At 42.5% G+C, this 21,409-nt stretch carries 16 protein-coding genes; 7 read left to right on the top strand and 9 right to left on the bottom strand.

Annotated elements, in window-relative coordinates:
- Nucleotides 1-8 precede the first annotated feature (8 nt).
- The 5 genes from KXQ82_RS13275 to KXQ82_RS13255 are packed head-to-tail and all read left to right on the top strand — an operon-like array spanning nt 9 to nt 3,678.
- Complete coding sequence (locus KXQ82_RS13275; protein WP_219488883.1) at nt 9-743, top strand: rhodanese-like domain-containing protein; 735 nt, start codon at nt 9-11, stop codon at nt 741-743.
- Between the two features lie 16 nt (nt 744-759).
- On the top strand, nt 760-2,337 hold the full coding sequence (locus tag KXQ82_RS13270; protein WP_219488882.1) for an arylsulfatase: 1,578 nt from the start codon (nt 760-762) through the stop codon (nt 2,335-2,337).
- 23 nt (nt 2,338-2,360) lie between these two features.
- A complete protein-coding gene (locus KXQ82_RS13265) occupies nt 2,361-2,534 on the top strand; it encodes a hypothetical protein (protein ID WP_219488881.1) in 174 nt (57 codons plus the stop codon).
- Complete coding sequence (locus tag KXQ82_RS13260; RefSeq protein ID WP_219488880.1) at nt 2,531-2,710, top strand: hypothetical protein; 180 nt, start codon at nt 2,531-2,533, stop codon at nt 2,708-2,710. Before KXQ82_RS13265 ends, KXQ82_RS13260 begins: the two co-directional genes overlap by 4 nt.
- Nucleotides 2,711-2,715: 5 nt before the next feature.
- Nucleotides 2,716-3,678 carry a sterol desaturase family protein gene (locus tag KXQ82_RS13255; protein WP_255563654.1) on the top strand — a complete coding sequence of 321 codons (963 nt, stop codon included), beginning with the start codon at nt 2,716-2,718 and terminating at the stop codon, nt 3,676-3,678.
- Between the two features lie 212 nt (nt 3,679-3,890).
- Here the strand turns inward: KXQ82_RS13255 and KXQ82_RS13250 are convergent, their stop codons facing one another.
- Entirely contained in the window at nt 3,891-5,828 is a 1,938-nt protein-coding gene (locus KXQ82_RS13250) for a RagB/SusD family nutrient uptake outer membrane protein (protein WP_219488879.1), read from the bottom strand.
- A gap of 12 nt (nt 5,829-5,840) precedes the next feature.
- The gene (locus KXQ82_RS13245; protein ID WP_219488878.1) at nt 5,841-9,002 is read right to left on the bottom strand and encodes a SusC/RagA family TonB-linked outer membrane protein; all 3,162 of its coding nucleotides are present in this window, start codon (nt 9,000-9,002) and stop codon (nt 5,841-5,843) included.
- 473 nt (nt 9,003-9,475) lie between these two features.
- Here KXQ82_RS13245 and KXQ82_RS13240 point away from each other — a divergent pair, with 473 nt between their 5' ends.
- Nucleotides 9,476-11,425, top strand: coding sequence for an ATP-binding protein (locus KXQ82_RS13240; RefSeq protein ID WP_219488877.1), 1,950 nt, complete (start codon nt 9,476-9,478; stop codon nt 11,423-11,425).
- Nucleotides 11,426-11,560: 135 nt separating this feature from the next.
- On the opposite strand, the gene KXQ82_RS13235 is transcribed toward KXQ82_RS13240, so the two are convergent.
- The 5 genes from KXQ82_RS13235 to KXQ82_RS13215 form a co-directional block, all read right to left on the bottom strand.
- A complete protein-coding gene (locus KXQ82_RS13235; RefSeq protein ID WP_219488876.1) occupies nt 11,561-12,730 on the bottom strand; it encodes a metallophosphoesterase family protein in 1,170 nt (389 codons plus the stop codon).
- Between the two features lie 23 nt (nt 12,731-12,753).
- On the bottom strand, nt 12,754-13,749 hold the full coding sequence (locus KXQ82_RS13230) for a hypothetical protein (RefSeq protein ID WP_219488875.1): 996 nt from the start codon (nt 13,747-13,749) through the stop codon (nt 12,754-12,756).
- A 55-nt stretch (nt 13,750-13,804) separates the two neighbouring features.
- Nucleotides 13,805-15,358 carry a hypothetical protein gene (locus KXQ82_RS13225; RefSeq protein ID WP_219488874.1) on the bottom strand — a complete coding sequence of 518 codons (1,554 nt, stop codon included), beginning with the start codon at nt 15,356-15,358 and terminating at the stop codon, nt 13,805-13,807.
- Between the two features lie 38 nt (nt 15,359-15,396).
- Nucleotides 15,397-18,168, bottom strand: coding sequence for a TonB-dependent receptor (locus tag KXQ82_RS13220; RefSeq protein WP_219488873.1), 2,772 nt, complete (start codon nt 18,166-18,168; stop codon nt 15,397-15,399).
- 203 nt (nt 18,169-18,371) lie between these two features.
- Nucleotides 18,372-18,611: a hypothetical protein gene (locus tag KXQ82_RS13215; RefSeq protein WP_219488872.1), complete on the bottom strand. Its 240-nt coding sequence runs from the start codon at nt 18,609-18,611 to the stop codon at nt 18,372-18,374.
- Nucleotides 18,612-18,941: 330 nt separating this feature from the next.
- On the opposite strand from KXQ82_RS13215, the gene KXQ82_RS13210 reads away from it, so the two are divergent.
- The gene (locus tag KXQ82_RS13210) at nt 18,942-19,466 is read left to right on the top strand and encodes a tryptophan-rich sensory protein (protein WP_219488871.1); all 525 of its coding nucleotides are present in this window, start codon (nt 18,942-18,944) and stop codon (nt 19,464-19,466) included.
- 6 nt (nt 19,467-19,472) lie between these two features.
- On the opposite strand, the gene KXQ82_RS19975 is transcribed toward KXQ82_RS13210, so the two are convergent.
- Nucleotides 19,473-20,843, bottom strand: a complete 1,371-nt coding sequence (locus tag KXQ82_RS19975; RefSeq protein ID WP_219488870.1) for an energy transducer TonB — start codon at nt 20,841-20,843, stop codon at nt 19,473-19,475.
- Nucleotides 20,833-21,405: an RNA polymerase sigma factor gene (locus KXQ82_RS13200; RefSeq protein ID WP_219488869.1), complete on the bottom strand. Its 573-nt coding sequence runs from the start codon at nt 21,403-21,405 to the stop codon at nt 20,833-20,835. The genes KXQ82_RS19975 and KXQ82_RS13200 overlap by 11 nt, the downstream gene beginning before the upstream one ends.
- Nucleotides 21,406-21,409 lie beyond the last annotated feature (4 nt).

The following is a 21,409-nucleotide window of genomic DNA, read 5'->3' as shown; positions in this document are numbered from 1 at the left end:
ACAAAACCATGAAAAAAATTAAATCGATTATTGTTGGCCTGCTTGCCCTTACGGGGGCGGCAGTTCACGCTCAAAACAAAAGCGGTATAAGCCTTGAGCAGTTCAGTGCCAATTTAAAGCAAGCCGGTAGCAACGCGCAAATTCTGGATGCCCGTGGCAATGAGGAGTTTTTACAAAACCATATTAAAGGCGCTGTAAATGTGGATCAAAAATCGGCTAACTACCAGCAGGTTCTTGATGGTTTAAATAAAGATAAGCCAACCTTTGTATATTCTATCGCCAATGGCCGCAGTTCGGTATTATCTGCACAACTGCGTGAAAAAGGCTTTAAAGCAGTTTACGAACTTCCGGGAGGTTTAGCTAACTGGGTAGGCTCAGGTTATCCTATTATTTCAACCACTAAAAAGGGCGTTTCCTTATCGTTTGCACAATACCAGGCATTAACTGGCTCTGCAGACCTTGTACTGGTGGATTTTGGTTCGAAATACTGTGGTGCCTGCAAAAAGTTAATCCCTGTATTGGATTCGCTGAAAAGCAAACCAGGCTTTGCCGCTAAAGTGATCAGCATTGAACAGTATGACAATACTGTTTTGGCCAAACAGCTTAAAATAAATGTTTTGCCAACGCTGGTGCTTTACCGCGGTAAAAAAGAGGTATGGAAAAAATCAGGCTTTTCATCCACTGTACAAATTGAGCAGGCTGTAAACAGCAATAAAACCAAACTGGCAAGTGCAGTTAACTAAGCTCCATTTATTTATCATGGCAGTGCTGCTGTTTACCGGCAGCACTGCTTTAGCGCAGGCTCATAAAACTAAGCCCAACATTGTTATCATTTTAGCTGACGATATGGGCTTTGCCGACCTGGGAAGTTTTGGCTCAGAAATACATACGCCTAACATTGACCGCCTTGCTGCTCAAGGTTTAAAACTAACCCAGTTTTATAACGCGGGCAGGTGCTGCCCGTCGCGCACGGCATTGCTTACCGGGTTATACCCACACCAGGCTGGGGTTGGCGATATGGTAAAAGACTGGGGCGATCCGGCATACCGGGGTTACCTGAACGATAACTGCGCCACCATAGCCGAGTTGCTGAAAGCCGAAGCGGGTTACAATACCATTGTTTCGGGTAAGTGGCACGTGGGCTTAGTACCATCGGCATTAGCGTATAACCGCGGGTTCGACCAGTCGTTCACCATGCTTAATAATGCGAGCAGCTATTTTAATTCTGATCCGTTGTTTAATGATGGCAGCAAAATAACCTTTATGCTGAATGATAAGCAGGTATTCAGGAATGATACTTCCGAGTATTTAACGCAGGCAATCACACATTTTGCTATCCGATCATTACATCAAATCAAAAACGAGCAAAAGCCTTTCTTTTTATACGTGGCATATAATGCCCCGCACTGGCCCATACAAGCATTGCCACAGGATATTGCCAAATACAAAGGCAAGTATTTGAATGGCTGGGATAAGCTGCGTGCACAACGTTATCAAAAACTGCGTGTGCTCGGCATTATCAAAAATGATTGGAAGCTATCGCCACGCTATGAAAAGGTGCCCGATTGGGATAAGCTTAGCGCTGAAGAAAAAGACAAATGGGATACCCGCATGGCTATTTATGCCGCTATGATAGACCGAATGGATGCGGGAGTAGGTGAGATACTGGCTAAGCTAAAAGAAATTAAAAAGGACAAGAATACGGTGGTTCTATTCCTATCAGACAATGGCGGCAGTGCCGATGACGTAAAGAACTGGACGAATGTGATCCAAAAAGCAGGTGGCCCCGGTTCGGTAGCATCTATCGACAGTTATGAAACGCCCTGGGCCAATGTAAGCAATACGCCCTTTAAAGGATTTAAGAAGAATACGCACGAAGGCGGTATTGCAACACCCTTCATCGCGTACTATCCGGGTGTTATCAAGCCGGGAGCGGTGAACAGGCAACCCGCTCATTTTATTGATATTTTGCCTACCTGCCTCAATTTGGCAGGTGTGAACTATCCTGAACAATATAATGGCCGGAAGCTTACAACGGCGCAAGGTGTGAGTTTGGTAAATGCCTTTAATGGCAAGCCATTTAAAGATCACGATGCTTTGTTTTGGGAACATGAAGGCAGTCGTGCTATCCGCAAGGGCCAATGGAAACTCGTTGCCGAAAACCATGCCGAATGGGAATTATATGATTTGACCAATGACCGTTCGGAAACCAATAACCTCGCCGCAAAATATCCCGGCAAGGTAAAAGCTTTAGAAACGGAATACCTTGCCTGGGCAGCCAAAGTAGGCGTAAGAAATTGGGATGAATTGAGTAAAGCCGCTAAAAAAGCTGAATGATGTTAACTATTTAAATATTACTTATGACACTAAACGATGTAAACTTATTGGGAAAAAAGATACTTCTTGGTATCGTTATTTCCATCATCCCGCTCACCATTACCGTTGGCGGCTTAACCCTCATCCGTAAATTGTTTACGGATGAGGCTGCTAAAATTCAAATATCGAATACACACCCTCAAAATCAACAAAAATGAAACTGGAAGAACCTGTTAAAAAAAGGATCATCAGGAATGCTATCCTGAGTTTGTTCATCTATACGCTGCCGGTGATCTTAATGATCCTCACTTTTTATGTAACCGGTCAGCGCCCCTGGTTAAAGAACCAGAATACTAAGAAAGTAGATCAATCAACTGTAAATCATAAAAACTAAAGACTATGCTTGAATTTTTAAGACAAACATTCCTGGGAGCCGATGGCTATGGGTTTGTTATTTTTGTGTGGACGCTTGGCGCGTTAGAATTTTCGTTCGGCTTGTATAAAAAGCGCTGGAATAAAAATGAAAAATGGGTGGATATTGCCTGCTATACCTTACCAAAGCTGGTTATCAAACCTGCGGTAGCTTATTTTACTTTAAGGTTTTTACCATACGCGTTGCCCGGCCTTAAGGGCAGTTTTAACTGGGTGCCGTTTTTCTGGGGCGCGCTCATTATTGCCATTACTGATGATCTGACCCAATACTGGTATCACCGCCTGCACCACGAGTTACCCTGGTTATGGCGTTTTCACCGTACCCATCACTCGGCCAACTACATGGGTATGGCCATGGCCAGTAGGCAAAATGTGATCTATTCGCTGTTCTTTTCGCAAACCTATGTAACCTCTACATTGGTTTATTTGGGCTTGGGTGTTCCGGCTGTTATTGTTAAGGGTATTAAAAGTGTTATTACCACCTTGGCGCATTCCAGTATTCCATGGGATAAGCCTTTTTATCAGTATAAGGTGCTTCACCCAATAGCCTGGGTATTGGAGCGTACCATATCAACTCCGGCAACACACCATGCGCATCACGCTGCTACAACCGATGATGGGGTAGGATACTACAAAGGTAATTTTGGTAACATGTTCTTTATTTGGGATATTATTTTCGGAACAGCGCATATCTCAAGGCAGTACCCGGAAGCCTATGGCATATCACATTACGAAGCTGATCCATGGTATGCACAACTGGCCTGGCCGATCTTTAAATCAAACGTCGCTGGCAGTGAACTCGCGGCCGACGGGCCGATGGTTAGGGTAGATATTAATAAAGTTGAGCCAAAGGAAGATAGTAATTTCAGAAACTTTCATGAGTCTCAGCAGATAGGTAACAAGATCGACAATGAAACTGTCTATATTTAAAAACTTAAATGAGATTCATTTAAAACCAATATTATACTTCTGTTTAAATCGAAAATCAGGTAATTACGCAACACGAATTAGTTCTTTAAGCTGAACAAAAAAAGAGTGTTGGTTATCCAACACTCTTTGCATACATCTCATTTAAAAATCAGAAGTAAGACGATTGATATTATGATTAATGTTCGGTCAATTAATTGAATAGGAGCCGATGGTTAGTTATACTGGTTATTTTGTGGATATTTTGGCCCCGAAAGAACAGCATCGATCAGGGTTTGAGGGATTGGCCGGCGCGAATGATAATCCTGAATATTAGGGCCACCAATAGGGTTATACATTTTTACCCTGCGTGTTAGCTGCCCTGTTCTTACCAGATCATACCACCTGCGTGGGTCTCCCCAAAACTCCCGCGAATACTCTTCAAGAATCAGATCCATGCCACAAAGCGTAGATCCGGTAGTTGTATTAGGTATGGCTAATTGTGCCAATTGTGCCGGTGTTAAAAGCATTGCAGCGGCATTGGCGGCATTAGCCGCACCCATGGTAGCTGCTGTAACACTAAATTGGTTTTTAGCTGTAAAAGCGCCATCGGCAGGCGTACGATAGGCCGACCGTTGCCTTATTACATTGAGTGATGCCGCCGCTTCTGGTATGTGGCCAGCCATATAATTGGCTTCAGCGTTTACCAGGTAAACCTCAGAAAAACGTAATAATACAAGCGGACGGAAGCTGAAATCGAGGATGCTTGTCCGGTTCGGGTCATCAAACTTCTTAACGTTCGGAAAAACGTTGTTGTTAAATTGTTTAGGCGTAACGATCAAACCCTTAAAGGCATCCCGGCGGGCCATGGTAACGTCTGCGCTTGGCATCAAAATGGATGTATCACCATCTATAGGTATTTGGTATGAGGTTAATGATACATTTGAAGTTTTAATAAGTTGCCCTTTTGAACCACCTGTACTATTGGTACCTGCAGCTACAGTAGTATTACAGATCCAATACGTTTGGAAAGTGGCATCATATCGGGTATCATGTATCTGATCTGCAAAGGCAGTGGTTAAATAAGGGCCATTCGGCGCTATGCGTATATAAGGGCGGTGGTTATAAACATCCCTTAACATGCTTGCACCTCCGGTGATCTTTTGAGGTACAGCATCAATACCTACTCCATTATTAACACCGGTATTGGTAAAATAATTAAAACGTTGTATCACACTCATAAAATTAATGCCAAACCCGCCTGCACCTTGCTGCACATTCCCTGAGTATAATGGGTCGGTAACCCCAAAATCAATAGTAAACATGTTTTCTTTACCATAATCATTCGCGGGCTTGTGGGCATCCCAATAGTCCTGCCACAAGTCTAGCCCATAGGTACCTTTGTTGGCTATCAACGCGGCAGTAATATCAGCCGCTTGCTGAAAATCGCCGGTTTGCTTAGCTTCTGTGTAGCCCCTGGTAAGGTAAGCCTTAGCCAGGTAAGCATTTGCTACGGCTGCAGTAGCCGTTTTACCAATGCCGTTTGCCGAAAACGGGCTTCCGGTCATGGTAGGTGGCAGTGCTGCTGCGGCATCTTTAAAATCCTGGATGATAAGGTTATACAGATCAACCAATGATGCCGGTGCATCGGCTGTTGTAGCTTGTGTAATAAAAGTGGTATGCAGGGGTATACCGCTTTGCTGTGTAGCTGTTGTTCCTCCGTAAGTTTGCACTAATAAAAAATAACACCATCCGCGCAAAAACTTAGCTTGTGCTACATACTGTGTTCTGGCCGTTGCGTCTGTTATGGTAGGCGCATATTGCAAAACTCCGTTCAATGTATTAATGTTGGTGTATAAGCCTATCAGATCGGGCCCGTTAGACGAGTTTATACCATTATAAGAGTTCCAGATGGTAGGATTGGTTTGCGAACTGCCACCTGCAATATTTTCGTCTGTACCATCATAGTAATATACAATGCCCTCGTTACCGAAACTGCTTCGCAAATTATTATAAACACCGGTAACAGCTGCTTGCACGCCACCTGCTGTACCAAAATAATCCGGATAGAGATTAGCCCTTGGTACTTCTTCCAATTGCTTTTTACAGCCTGTAGCTGTGGTTAGTATTGCTGCCACTGCAACAATAAAACTGGTTTTAGTTAATATTTTCATAAATACTTACAATTAAAATCTTGCATTGATACCAATAATAAAATCGCGGGTTGCCGTGCCCGAATAAATGCCTAAGCCGCGAAATGGAGAACCAAACGCATTATTAGGGTCAAAGCCGGCAATGTTTCCGGTGGCTGATACACCTGTTGGCGCCACAGTATTGGCTCCCACGGTATTGTAAACCGATTCGGCATCAGGAACCGAGAAACTGTGATTTCGAACCGGGGCATAAATAAAGAAGGGGTTTGTTACGTTGGCATAAATGCGCAATGAACTCATACCAATATGCTTTGTAAGCTTAGCCGGTACATTGTATCCCACGTTAATACTTTTAGCCCGTATAAATGAGCCATCATAATACTGTAAGGTAGAATAATAGGGTGGCTGAAAATTAGCATTCGGCTCAGGGAACGCGTTTGTTGGGTTGTTAGGTGTCCAATAATCAATAACGGGCTGGTTATGGCGCCCCAGGTTAAGATATTGCCAGCCTGTGAGGGCCGAATTACTTGACGACACGTAAGGTACTATAGTAGTAAAATCCATTTTAGCTTGAATAACGATGTTTAAATCGAAATTTTTATAGTTAAACCGGTTTGTAAGCCCAAAAGTGTATTGAGGCTGAAAATTGCCTATAAATTGATTATCAGCACTGTTAATTTTACCATCAGGGAAGTAGTCTTCAATTTTTATCTGCCCCGGTTTTTGGCCATAAACAGCTGCTTGTGTAGCTTCGCTGGTTTGCCATATACCTATTTTCTTTAAATCATAAATGGTACTTAAAGGTTGGCCCACAAATTCTCCTACACCTGTGGCAGATAGTGCTCCATTTGGCAGTTCTACAACACGTTCTCTAATAAAGGATATATTGAAGTCAGTTGCCCAGTTAAAACCGCCTGCATTTTGCAGGTTAACGCTGCTCAGGGTAAGTTCCAAACCTTTGTCTTCTGAAGTACCAAGGTTACTGTTTTGAGAACGTACGCCTGTAGTGCCCGGCAAAATATTATTCAGGATGATACCTGTTGTTCTTTGTTTGAATACTTCTACGGAGCCCGTTATGCGGTTTTTTAATACAGCAAAATCTAACGCGATGTTATATTCACCGGTACGCTGCCAGGTCAGGTCTACGTTTGGCAACTGTGTTACCAGCACGCCTTGTGCATTACCTGCCGATGAACCGCCGTATTGGTATTTGGATTGGCTTAATTGTCCAAGCGTGCCATAAGGTGCAATTGATGCGATAGTAGAGGTTTGACCATAACCGGCGCGCAGTTTCAGGTTATCAATAAAAGCAAACCGTTTCATAAAGTTTTCGTTACTGATCACCCAGCCTAAGCCCACCGAAGGGTACGTAGTGGTTTGATGACCTTGCGCCAATGCTGAGTTGGCATCAGAACGGAAGGTAGCCGTTAGATCATACCTGTGGTCAAAAGCATAGTTTAAACGACCAACGTATGATATGATGCTTTGCTCGATATAGCTGCCACTAACAGCACTAATAATACCCGCCAAAGCCATGTTTTCATTCCGAACGGCATCTTGAGGAATACCGGTACCGCTTATACTTGAGTTCTCAGTATGTGCATTTTCTACTGTGAAGCCCGCTACAAAATTTACAGCATGCTTTTTGGCAAAAGTGTTATCGTAGGTTAATAAATGCTCCTGGTTAAGGCGGTAACTATAGTTGTTGGTAGTAGAAGCATTGGTTTGAGCGATACTCAAAATACCTGCACCGTTAATACCGTTATAAGTACCTGCAAGCGACTGTGAAAAATTGTAACCAACAGTATACCGGTATTTTAAATGATTAACCGGACTAACTTCGCCATATAAAATGTTATTGCTTACATACCCACGCGTATCATTATAAAACTGGTCGGGGCTACGGCCGGGCACTAACGGGTTAAGCGTTGTTGCATCCAATTGATCAGATTGTGGCAGGATATTTATACTACCGTCAGCATTATAGGGGTAGGTGAGCGGGCTCATATACCGGGCACTTTGTAACTGGCTACCGCCGCCGGCGGTAATTAATCTTAACGAAGTTTGCGAACTTAAACCAAACTTAATGTAGTCGTTTATTTTATGATCTAAGGTTAAATTCAAAGAAATTCTCTTTGTAGAATTATTAGGCTCTATACCCGTATTGATACGGTATCCTGCACCTACAGTGAACTGAGTTTTTTCGGTTCCGCCCGAAACTCTTAAGCTTTGGTCCCAAACCATACCATTTTTAACCAGCAGGTTAGCATAATCGGTGCTAACGTTTTCCTGTAAGGCTTTCAACTGTATAGCAGTAAGTGCATAAGGGTTGGTAGCGCCATTGCCTTGTAAAACAGAGCCCTGCAATGCATCGGCTTGTAATTGAGCAAATTCGGTACCGTTTAAAACCTTAAGTTGCCCTTCCAATTTATTAATACCTACATAAGAATCGTATGTAGTAATAGTTTGCCCTACCCGGCCCCTGTTAGTAGTAATTAAAATAACACCGCCAGAGCCACGCGAACCATAAATAGCCGTTGCAGATGCGCCTTTGAGCACATCAACACTCTTAATGTCATTCGGATCTATATTTTCGATCGAGTTATAATAAGGCTGCCCGTCCAAAACAACCAATGGCCCGTCTGTGCCCGGAGCACTACCAATGGTTCGGTTACCCCTTATCGTAATGATCGGGGTTCCGCTGGTATTACTGGATACATCAAGACCAGCCACCCGGCCCTTCAGTTGCTCAAATACGTTAGATGCGGGGATCTCTTGCAATACTTTAGCATCAACAGTAGCAACCGTTCCGGTTACATCAGCACGTTTTACGGTTCCATAACCTACAACAACTACCTCATTAAGATCACGGGCATTTTTTTGTAAAGTGATAGTCCCCAGGTTAGTTACCCCCCGGCTGATCGCCTTTTGCTGATCTGTAAAGCCGATAAAGGAAATAGTGATACTTTTAATGCCGGGCGAGGCATTTAAGCTAAAGTCGCCGTTGATATTAGTGGTCACACCGGTTGTTGTTCCGGTTACCCGTACTGATGCTCCGGGTAATGGTAGCCCGGTATCATCCACCACTTTACCGTTAAAAGTGGTTGTTTGTGCATAAAGCGCAATGGAAAATAAGGTTGATAACATTGTTATCATATAGAATTTCCATTTTTTCGAATGTTGGATTTTTCTCATAAAATGATTTTTTGGTTAAAATTTGATCTTTGCTTAGCATTGCCGACAGGCACAGATTAGTATCCATTTAGGTTTGAAGCTTTTTCATTTTGTTTTTTTGGGGTTATGGTCATAATTGGTTGGTATATATAGGTTTATATTATTTGTAAATACAATCTCAACTCTGCAGGTGAATGAAAAAGTATTTTGTAATCGGTTGCATAAATTAATCGTACGAATCCTCAGTACATTGTAAAAACAAGAATATTAATTCGGTATCGGCAATTTTAATTGGTCGGCAACGAAGGGGATATCGGCACCATTACAAATTTGACCTGTTTAATTTATGCCAACATGATACATTTGGACAAATTGATAGCATAAATGTTCAATGCCTACTCACGCTTTTTAACAGGATAATTCCAAATCATTTCCTATAGGGCCATAAGGTATGGATCATTCAATTATTCCGCTTTTAATTAACTTTGTTAGTTATGAAACGACAGCTACTTTTATTTTCTTGCCTGCTTTATTTTCCTGCTCTGGCCCAACAGGCGGTACCGGCTTTACAGGCACGCCTGAAAACCGCGCCCGATTCGGAAAAAACAGGGCTATACATAGCTATTAGTAATAGCTATGCCGAAAGCCAACCTGATTCGGCTGTAGAATATGCGAATCGCGGGATGCGGCTGGCCGAAAAACGGAATGACCGGCATGGGCAGGCATTGCTGTTATTACAACTTGGAACAATTAACCAATTGCACCATCATACTGATCTGGCACGTAGGTTTGAGAACGAGGCCCTCTCTGTTTTCCGCAATCTGAATGATCGGGCCGGGATGGCCCGCGCCTATGATGAGCTTGCCCTTATTGATGGTGAACAAAATACCGGGCTGGCTAAACAAGATCTGGAGCAGGCCCTGCGCTACCAGCACGATGCGCATGACAGCAGCGGTGTGCTGGAAACCTACCATAACCTCGGCTCGGTGTATGAGGAAAAAGGGGAAACCGAAAAAGCCTTGAGTTACTACCTGCGAGAACTTGTTCAATATGAGCACCGCAAACAGGAACCCGAGGCATATTTTTTACTGCTGGAACATATTGGCAAGCTATATCTGAAAAAAGGCGACAAGAATACCGCGATCAGGTATTTACAGCAAGGGGTTTTGCGCAGTGGGAAACAGGAACAGCGGGATACCCAGATTAACCTGTTGGATGAAGAAGCACGTATATATGCGCAGGAAGGTGATAAAGCGAAGGCATTGACCGTTTATAAGCAAGCGCTGCAAGAAGCGAAAAGATATAACCGTCCGGAACAGGAAGCTCAAACCCTGGTTGCTATTGCAGGAGTGTTGGAAAAAAGCAATGCCGCAGCCAGCCTGAAAGATTTGCGCGAAGCGCTCGCAATTGCGAAAAAGCTAAAGGAGCCACAGTTAGAGGCCCGTATTTATGATGCCATGTCGGGTGTTTACAAGCAAGAAAAAGATTATAAAGAGGCCCTGTCTGCTTTAAACGAAAACCGCCGCCTGGTAGACAGCCTCCTCGGCTCGGATACGAGTAAGGATATTGCCGCACTGGACAGCAGTTATGCCCTGGAATCTTCACGAGAAAAAATAGACCACCTGAAACTTGTAAACAAAGAAGCTAAGTGGGAATTAGACAGTAGCCTGCTGATCATTGCGGCTATTTTGGTTATCCTTACCCTGCTATGGTTTTATTTGCGTAAAACCCGTCGGCTGAACGAAGAGCTAAAAACATCTAATCGTGTAAAGGATACACTTTTTTCTGTGATCGGCCATGATTTGAAAGGGCCCGCGGGCAGTGCGGCGCAATTGTTCGCCATGATGGAGACCGAAGATTTTACTGAAGAGGAAATGCGCGGCATGATTGCCGAACTCCGTAAACAAACAACCGCTTCTTTTGAATTGCTAAACGCCTTGTTTGAATGGGGACGGGCGCAACTGCAAGGTGTAAAGGTTAAACCGGAAACCTTTGACCCGGAATTGATCGTGATCCGAAATATTGATCTGCTGGCACCCCAGGCTGCGCTTAAACAAATAAATATCACCCCGGATATCCGCCCCGGGCTATTGGTTTATGCCGATACCGACCATGTGGATTTTGTGGTGCGTAACCTATTATCAAATGCCATAAAATTCACTTATGAGGGCGGGCAGATCAGTGTTGCGGTTATACCATCCGCAGATCAGCGTGAAGTTGTTTTTGAAGTAAAAGATAGCGGAACCGGCATCAGCGCCGAACGGCAAAAGGAATTTATGAAAACAGGGCTTCAGGTGAGCTTTGGCACCAAAGGCGAAAAAGGTAGCGGCCTTGGTTTGCTCTTAACTAAAGACTTTATTATTGCCAACCGCGGCCGGATATGGTTGGAAAGTATGGAAGGAAACGGAACAACCTTTTATTTTGCCTTGCCATCGCAAGCCTGAACACCAACAAAATTACTCGGGGTTACGGGTTGAAAATAAAGATGTTTATATGGCAGGGCTAAAGCGTGCTGCACAATTTCCACTCAAAGTCAAAAAAAGAACGGCTATATGCAACATATAGCCGTTCTTTTAATATTAGTTCAACTTAATGGTAAATAAATTACCCCATTTTATTGGTGTTGATGGTGCAGTAGGAGTACTATCCCAATAGCATTCCCTAATGGTCATGGTTTTGGTCTTTGTATCTATAGCGCCAAAGTGGAAAGTCAGTTTAGTTTCGTCTGCCATAGATTGCAAACCTTTCATCGGCGAATCGGCACCTACAGTAGGTAATGCAAGGTCATTATCAGGGCCTGCATAAGTATAGTACTGGCTTTGGTGCACGTGGCCGTGGAAATATGCCTTGATGTTGGTATGTGCCTTTAAAAACGCCGCGAAAGCCCTCTGCTCAATAGCGGCGGTTATTGAAGTTACTTTACCATCTTTAAAATGCTCATCCAATACGTTATCAAACTTATCGGTATTGTTGATGTTGAACGTACCGTTAGGGTTGGTAAAGTGGTTTGATACTACCGCAGGCTGATCATGCGCTACAATAATTACCGGGGTAGTTGCGGCAACGTTTTGCAAGTCTTTATTCATCCAGATACGTACTGCCGAATCGGGCCACATTTGTATAAAGCAGAAGTGTATGCCCGCAAGGTCTTTGGAGTAATTTACCCTGTCGGTAGCGTAGTTTAATGTTGCCGGGGTTTTAGGCGTAGCCGGATTTAACATCAGGTTATAAATGTTGGTTAACGATGTGGCATCGGTTAATGGCGACATAGCAGCATAATACCCAATTGTATTTGATACATCGTGGTTACCAGGTACCAGGAAAAGCTGTGTTTTACCACCTGTATTGTTTTTCAAGGTAAGGCCTTGCAGGAAATCGGTATTGAACTGATCCCATGATTTTGATGCCAACTGTACATTCGCGCTGGTTTCCATGCGGTTGGCAATATCACCCCCGTGGAATAAAAAATCAACCGAACCTATTTTTTTACCTGCGTTAACACCACCATCATCTGGTATGGTTAAAGTAGGCAGCGTATTCATTTGGGCTATCATGGCGGCGTTAACCACATGCGCATCAACATTGGTAGCACCTTGAAACGCGGGGCGGGTTATTCCATAATGCGAATCGGAAGTGAATACAAATTGGTACGAGGTGATTTCAGGCTCTGTAGCGGTATCATTTTTTTTAGAGCAAGCCGATAAAAACAGGGCGGCTATGCATGCATATTTAAGTTTTTGAATAAGCATAATTTCGTTTTTTAGTGGTGATGTTATTTTCGTTTATAAAAACTGATGGTACTTACAGCGCCCGGGTAATCGCGTATTTCGGTATCGGTATAATAACCTCCAGCATCAGCTGCAAAGCAAATGCCTTCGCCCTGGTGCTCGTTAGCGGCATAAGGCGCATCTTGCGGTTTGCGCAGCAGGGTGGTAACTATATCTTCACCGTCGTTGCGCTTCCAATACCATATCTGGCTTTTGTTACGCAACAATACCTCTTTACCATCTGGTGATATATCGCCTGATGTAAGGAAATCAAAGCCCAATAAAGCCGAGGGTTTAATTACCGCAACAGTTGTAGTTGATTGTGGGTAGGGTATGCGGTATATATAACTTTTCGAGTTTTCTTTTGTCGCGATAAGCAGGTCACGGGTTAAAGGATCGATCATCAATGTTTCGGCATTTGTTGCCCCGCGCGAATAACTGATCTGTATCCTGTCGAAAGCGGTTACATGTATTATGCTACCTGCTGCTGCCGATGATAGATTTGGCTCAATAAACCTGTAAATAGAAACCGAAGTGTAGCTTGCATTATTATCGCCAATATCGGCCATGTAAACATAGTTTTTGGTAGCATCGGGGCCGGGGCCAACAACCATATCTTCCCAGTCGCGTGGCGATACGCCATCTAAAACCACTTTACCAAGATCAGCACCCAGTTTGTTGGTGAGGTAAATGTTGCTGGTTTTTGCACCATCTTCAAACACATATAAAACCCCCGGTGTTGCATGGCTTTCGGCTATGCCGGATAGTTCGTTATAATCCTGCCTTGCCATGTTGGCTACGGTTGGGGTGCTGTTAAATAGGTTGCATGCACTTAGCTGCGAGAGGTCATATACAGCGGAAGGTATTACATCGGGCGGTTTAACAACCGGTACGGTATCAGTTTTACCCGGCTGCGTATCACTACTTTCCTGTTTTGAGCAGGCATTTAATAAAACCACAGCAGCTGAAATAAATAGCAATTGGTAACCTAACTTTGTCATATTATTAAATAACAAAGGGCAGTTACCTGCCCTTTGATTTTGTATTGCGTTGATATTAATATTTGTGCTGATTTCCGGTACCATCGGTAGGGAAAGCACCCAGATCTTTGTTTGGAGGGGTAATGGTAGCACCAAAAGTTCCGCCTGCAGTAACAACTTTCATTGGGAAACCGTATTGAACTAATAAAGGCGCGTTTGCTTTAACAGGCATAGCGTTTTTGCCTGTACCACCCGGATATACACCGGCACCAATTGCAGGAGAGTTTGATTTTAAGTGGAAATCATACCCTGCAGGTAATTCAGATACGCGGTAGTTTCTACCTACACTGTTTGCAGCAACATCGTAGTTAACAAATAACGGATCGTATTTTAATGAGTCGCTTGCTGTGTTAGTACCAATATTAGTACCTGCATCAGCACCGGTTGTAATTGTTGTACCGTTAACATACCCGTTAAAATCGGTCGATTTTTTCACAGTATATTGGTGAGGCTCAATAAATACCATGTACTGCTCTGTGCCACCCATTGGGGTGCCACGGCCAATACAGGTTAAGCTGTTACCATATGATGTATTTAAAGTATCGCTTGGGCTGCCTTTTTCTGATGTATAGGTGATACGTAAACCTTGTTTACAGTTTACAATGATGTTGTTGTAAATAAAACCACCTGTATTGGTTTCAGTGTTGATAGAACCGTTACGGGTTGCTTTGGTTTGACGGAAACCGCATTGCACCAAAGTGTTATTATAAATATTTACAATAGTGCTTTTACCGGCAACCGACGCTGTTTTTAAACCATTTGTTGCACCACCGAAAGATAAGTTATAAGCCATATCGCCAAATACACCATCTTTAAAGTTAACGCCTTCGCCACCGGTACCGCCTGTTTTGATAAAGGTATTACGCATAATGCTTACATTAATGTTGGCACATTTACCAATACAATCATCTTTTGAGCCATAAAACCATGAGTCTTCAACAATAAGGCTTGCTCTTGCATTAGTACCGCTATTCATGTAGATACCAAATTTAGGGTCGCCTGCTTTAGCACCATAATCTGTAGCGTTAACATCCCAAGGGCTACCAACATATTCAATGTGGGTAAACCTTAACAATAATAATTTAGCCAGCGGGCCGCACTGAAAACCACCCCAGTAACCTTTAAATGCAGGGTCGTTAGCTGCATCATCTTTAAAGGTCGGGTTTGATTTTTTTATGGTAGAGGTTTCAAAAACAGTGAAAGTGTTTGGAGCTTCTTTGCTGCCATCGCTCACCAAAGTACCGTTCACATAAAAAGTAGGGCTGCTTGCGGCTGTAAGGCCATCGCCATGCACCAAAATAGTAACACCGGGTTGTATGTATAAAGTATCGCCCGAGTTAACTGTTACGTCAGACATGATATCATAAGTTTTACCTGCAAGCATAGTGCCTTTTAACGGAAGGGGGTTTCCAAGGGCGTCTTTCTCAGGTAAAGTAGTAGTGCTGATGGCTTTACCTACAACACGTAACGGTACCGAAATATTAACGGTTTCATTACTGCTTTTTTTACAAGAAAAAAGGGTGCATGCAGTAATTACTGCTAAACCAATTTTAAGGAAATGTTTTTTCATTGTTTTTTTGATTGTTATTAGTTTGAAAGTATATATGCTTATTGTAAACTGTAACGCAAGCCTAATTGGTAATTTTGTCCGTAAAGGCTTTTGCTGGCTAATGTTTGGCTGCTGCCCGGCACCTGGTATGATACCGGCGCTGCATTACCCGTAGTTGGTTGCTTAATGTATATCTCATCAGGCGTGTTTAACAGGTTTTGTACTTTGACAAAAATTGCAAAGTGCTTTTTGAAGCGTTTTTCGGCCGATAGGTCGAAGGTATTTAAGCCTTTTTGCCATTGGTCAAACTCATAAACCGGGGATACCAGGGCAATACGCTCACCGGTAAACTGCCAGGCTATTTGTACATCAATACCTTTTTTAGTGTTTTTATACAATAGTGCCGCGTTAGCTATATTGGCTGATTGGCCTTGCAATGGCCTTGTTTGCAATGGCAGTTGTGCTACAGTTTGGTTATTAAAGGTTTGAAACTTTGTGGTGGTTATTGATGAATTGGTATAGGTGTAATTTGCCCTCAGGCCAAAATTGCCCATATATTTTTCAAATACTACCTCAATACCATAGTTGGTAGCATCGCCAAAGTTTTGCGGCGAATAGGTATCAAACTTAACGCCTGTAAAGCCATATTCGATAGGGTTGTATATTTTTTTGTAGAAAGCACCTATCAGTATTTGCTCATTAGCTTTCGGGAAAAGCTCGTATCTTAAATCAAAGTTGTCTGCTGTAGCATGCTTGATCAGTACGTTACCTGTTTCGCTATACTCATCGCCTACGTTACCACCGGGTACTATTTCATAAAATGTAGGGCGGTTTATTGATGCAAAGTATGATAAACGCAAATTATTCTTTTCGTTTAAAATGTATTTGAAGTTTACGCTTGGTAATATATCCGAGTAGGATATGGAGCCCCTTTTACCCACCTGAGTTTCCAGCGCATCGCTTTCATAGCTTAACGAGGTGTTTTCAAGCCTTGCGCCGGCCACAGTCTCAAGCTTCCTGATCTTGAATTTGATCATACCAAAACCTGCCGATACATCTTCTGTTGCGCGGTAGGTATTAAAGTTGGCGGGAGATCCATTGGCATTGTTAACCGACCAGCTATAGTGATAAATATCTATCCACGGCTGTGCTGTGCCATCAGTATTCAACCGGTAATCCTGATATTTGTTATCTCTTTGTTTATCCCTGTACATACCACCAACGGTAATCGTGTAAGGAATATCGCGCAACTTGTTGGTAAAAGCCAGGTTAGCGTATCCCGAAAGGTCCTTATCCGTATTATCCTGCCATACGCGGTGCATAGTCGCATCCAAAGTATTGCCATGCTGGTAAGGGGTAGGGTTTGTTCCATCAGCAAAAAAGCCGGTATTGTATTGGTACTCGGCCAGATCCGGGATATTGTTTTCGGCCAGTGAGTAAGCACCTGTCCAGTTAAATTTCAATCCCGGCATCAGGGTGTGTTTACCATCTAAAGTGGTGTTTAAAATAGACTGGTGCTGGTATTTTGAGCGACCGTAGTACCATGTTTGCCCTGTGCCATATCCTGCACGGGTTGAACCTGTTTGTATGGTATCGCGGGTTAAACGGGATTGTGCGTCATCCAAAATGGTGTACAACGCATAAGCACCAATTGTATTATTTTCATTAAAGCGATAGTCAGATTTTAGGTTCAAACCTATACGGGTAACCTGTGTTGAGTAATCCCTGAAGTTTGCATGTTTAATTTGAAGTACCCCAACAGCGTTTGTTTTATCAATGTACTGATCGCCGGGTACAAAAATATTTTTGTAAGTACGGTAGGTGTTTTGGTATGAGCCACCCAGCATCACACCTAATTTTTTATCAAAAAACCTGTTGCCGATAGATAAATTGGCAATAGCATTAGGCGTAACTTTTTTATTGGTGTAGTTTAAATTATCGCGGGTAAAATCGGCAGGTTTGGCAATATATGCGGCACCGTTTTGTTCGTAAGGTGATTGCTTGTTGATAGCGTTTACCGGAAAAGCGTTAAAGCCGTAGTCGGCCACGTTTTGGTTAAAGCCTGTAGAAATGCTGGCGTTAAAATAAAACCTTTCAGGTGCGTTTTTCATTACCATATTTACAGCACCGCCTATCGCATCGGCTTCCATATCAGGTGTTAGGGTTTTGCTGATCTCGATGCGTTCAACAAGGTCAGAAGGGAAGATATCCAACGGAACGTAACGATTTTTACTATCGGGACTTGGTATTTTTATGCCGTTTACCAGTGTGTAGTTATAACGTTTATCCATACCACGTATAATGGCGTAACGGCCATCGCCGCTGCCGCTGCGCTCAACAGATACGCCCGATACACGTTGTAAAACGTTGGCAACCGTAATATCCGGTGATAATTGGATGGCTTTTGCCGAAACCACATTGAGCATATTTGCCGATAACTGCTCGGTACGTTTTGCTGACGATTCTGTTTCGCGGCTTTGTTTATCGCTTATGCTAACGGTCTTTAATTCCGAATAGGCAGGGCGTAATAAAATGTGAATCCTTTTAAAAGAATTTATCTCAAGTGTAGTATCCTTATCAACATAACCAACGTAGTGGAAATGCATTGTGTATGTGCCTGCTTTGGGTAGGTTAAAGCTAAATGTACCATCCAACCGGGCACTGGTGCTTAGTTTAGGGTTGATGATTTGAATGGTGGCGCCCACCAGCTGATCTTTATTAATGGCATCTAAAATTGTGCCTTTTACAACAATGCCATTTGCCTGCTGAGCTTGCGAACTGAGGCAAAGAAACATGGAGAAGAATTGAATGAGTAGAAGTCCTTTTTTCATAATAATGCGCAAAGGAACTTTTATAAAAGGAGAGGAGGAAGTAGGAGGGAAACGATAACCTAATGGTAATCATCAGTTAACAACCTTGCCCTAAAAACTGTATTTGGTTACAATTTATTTACAGAAGTTTTATGAAATGATAAAAACAGATCAAGTCAACCTGTCCGTTAATTAATCAATACCGGCATTGTTGGGATATAAAATTATTCCATTAAGGAATATACCGCCAGCATGTGTGTGGCTTCTTCCATGGCATCACAAAAGTCATCCCATTCATCAGGAGTAAAGGTGAAATTAATGTCGTTTGCAGGTGTACGCATTACCATTCTTTCCTGTCCATCGGGAAAAGGCAGCGTGTGTTCATTCGCATCCATTTGGGCGGTAAAGTCTTTAAAATGGCTGAAATTGGTTTCGGTAAAGTTCATTACCAAATTGTTGTCCATATAAATATCCCTTTACAATCGGAACAACGGCTTATCATTGCCGAACCTTTTTGACTGAGTATTTTAGCATCGCACATGGTATTGAAAAATTGGTGCCTGCCTTAACCGCCGTCAGTAAAACTGGTAGCCGGTAAAAGCAGGTCTTTGTATTTTAATTAGACTCGGTTGCCCTTGCCGTATATCTTTCAAATCAACTATAGTTTTAAAGTCATACTAACTATAGTATGATATTAAGTCACGACAAATTTATTCTTATTTAGATTAATTACAAATAATGCTGCTTTTTTTATTTGGCATGATTATTTGAGCAGCATCATAAAATTTAATAGAATGATCTTATCCAAATTTTCTCAATTAAAATGGTGGCAGGTAATATTGATAGCTGTAGGCGCATCGGCAATAGGGGGCCTTGCAAGCGGTGTCAACGATAAGAAAGAGAAAAAACTCTATAATGTAAAATTAAAGCAGGCACCATGGGCGCCACCGGCTTGGCTTTTTGGCCCTGCATGGACATTTAACAACATTTTTTTATTGCTGGGGTTACAAAGTATCATCCGGTCGGATACTAATGAAAAGCAAAAGCTTTTATTAATGCAGGGTGCAATATGGGCTATATTTTTCTCTTTCGGCTATGTATATTTTAATAAAAGGAGCACTGTATTAGCCGCAATATGGACCATGGGCGATGCGGCCCTTGCTACAGCAAGCATTATTTTAGCTTTAAAGGGAGATAAGAAACTATCATTATATTATTTGCCTTTGTTGTTATGGACAGCTTTTGCCACCACATTGGCTACTTACCAGGCATTGTATAATACCGACCCTGTATTGGGTACAAAGGCCTTGCTAAAATAAAATAAACTATTTGTGAAACTTTATCCGTAAGCGTTTTACTACCGGCTCACCGTCTTCATTTCCCAACCATTTTGGCCCGTTTTTAATTATATCGATGGCTTTTTGGTTCATTTCGGTTGTTTCGCCTTTTTTAATAATGATATTGCTGATGTTGCCTTTGCCATCAACCGTAAATGCCAGGCGTACCACACCCGTTTGCCCGTTAGGCATAATGGCATTCTCTTTAATATACTTGTCGTAATCATCCCAGCCTGCCGATGGTTGAGCAACCCTGTAAACATGTTCGTTGTTAGCATCTGGGCGTGTAACAACAACCTCGCTTAAAGATTGGCTATTTGGCGATAGTGAAATAGTCAGCTTATCGGTTTTATCAATTTTTACCTGTTGGCTTAGGTAGCCTATATAAGCTATATTTAAAGTTTGAACATTTGACGGAACAGTTATACTGAATTTACCATTAATATCGGTTACAGTGCCTATGGCTTTATTTTTAGCCAGTATGGATACGCCTATAAGTGGGCTTTTATCATTTTTATCAGTTACTATGCCTGTTATTGTTCTGTTGGTTGCAACAGCTTTAGCCTCTTTCACATCAACACCCGCTAACCGGCCTTGTAATGCCTGATCAACAGATGTAGCCTGTAGCTCTTCCAGGTCTTTAGCCTTTACTGTAGAAACTGAGCCTACGAGTTCTGTTTTTTTAAGTGCAGCAATTCTTCCCCTTATCGATACTTCGGCAAGGCGACGGGCATTACTGTCAATATTTTTTTTCTTTGCTAATTGTACACTTTGCTCCGTAATGGTTCCTTTATCATCTACATTTAAGCCCGGCATTTTTTTTAGCAATTCGTCGGTCGTTGTGTTCTGTTTTACCTTGTATGCGCTGGCGATGTATTCTGTTGTATCGGCTTTAATGCTGACAGAAGGATGGTATTTGCTGTGTTTTAACCGGGCGATAACAAGTTTTTTAGCAGCAGGTAAAACAGGTTTAGCAAGTACAGGATCAGCAATAGCCTTCTCTTTTTCGGCAGGCGTTATTTTTTTAGCAGCATTAAAAGCTGTAACAGGCTTTTCGGGCTGATGGATAAACATCCAGCCACCTATACCCAAAGCCACAATAAGTGATGCCGCGATAGATACAATTGTAAAGATGGGTATAATGCGTTTTTTATCTTTTTCAACCCGCTTATCTATCAGATCTTCAATCTCGCTGAGTATAAGCAGGTCGCTTTCACTGCCGCTCTCTATCCCCTTAATCATATCCCACAAAAACGGATCGGCCTCAGCTTGCCTTTCAAGCTCAAACATAGCAGGGGCATCAAGCTCCCCGTTAAGGTACTTCCGTATTTGCGCTATATCGGGTTTTTTACTGCTCACTGTTTTTCTCTATGCAAATTTTTAGGTTACGTTTGCCGTTTTGTATATAACTCTTTACCTCGTTTAAAGTGTACCCCGTTATAACGGTTATTTCTTTATAGCATTTCTCATTTATAAAAAAAAGGTCGATGCTTTGTTTTTGCCCTTGCGGGAGTTTTTCTATGCAGCGTTCCAACGCGGTGAGCTGCTTTTCTTTATGCTCAGCATCCTGATGCAATTCGGCAGGCAATTCCATAAAACCATCTATCGGACTTGATGGCATTTTTTTATCGGCTCGTAACTGCATCAGGCAATGGTTGCGGCTCAATACGTAAAGCCAGCTACTAAATTGTTTAATATCGTGCTTATTTATTTTTTCTATCAGCTCCTCAAATATTTGCATTGTGGCGTCTTTGCTTTTATCCGCATCAGTCAGATAACGCAAACAAACATAATACACCATTGATGAATAGCGCTTAAATAACTCCGCAAGCACAGCCATATCGCCACTTTCACGGTAGCGTTTTAGCAGCGTATCGTCTTCGTCCGTGGTCGGCTTCTTAGCGTTAGTAAACCAATTCATTTAT

Origin of the sequence: Mucilaginibacter rivuli (assembly GCF_019391655.1) — a bacterium.
Lineage (GTDB): Bacteria > Bacteroidota > Bacteroidia > Sphingobacteriales > Sphingobacteriaceae > Mucilaginibacter > Mucilaginibacter rivuli.
Note: the sequence above shows the minus strand (reverse complement) of the source record. Positions and strands in the feature narration are given on the sequence as shown.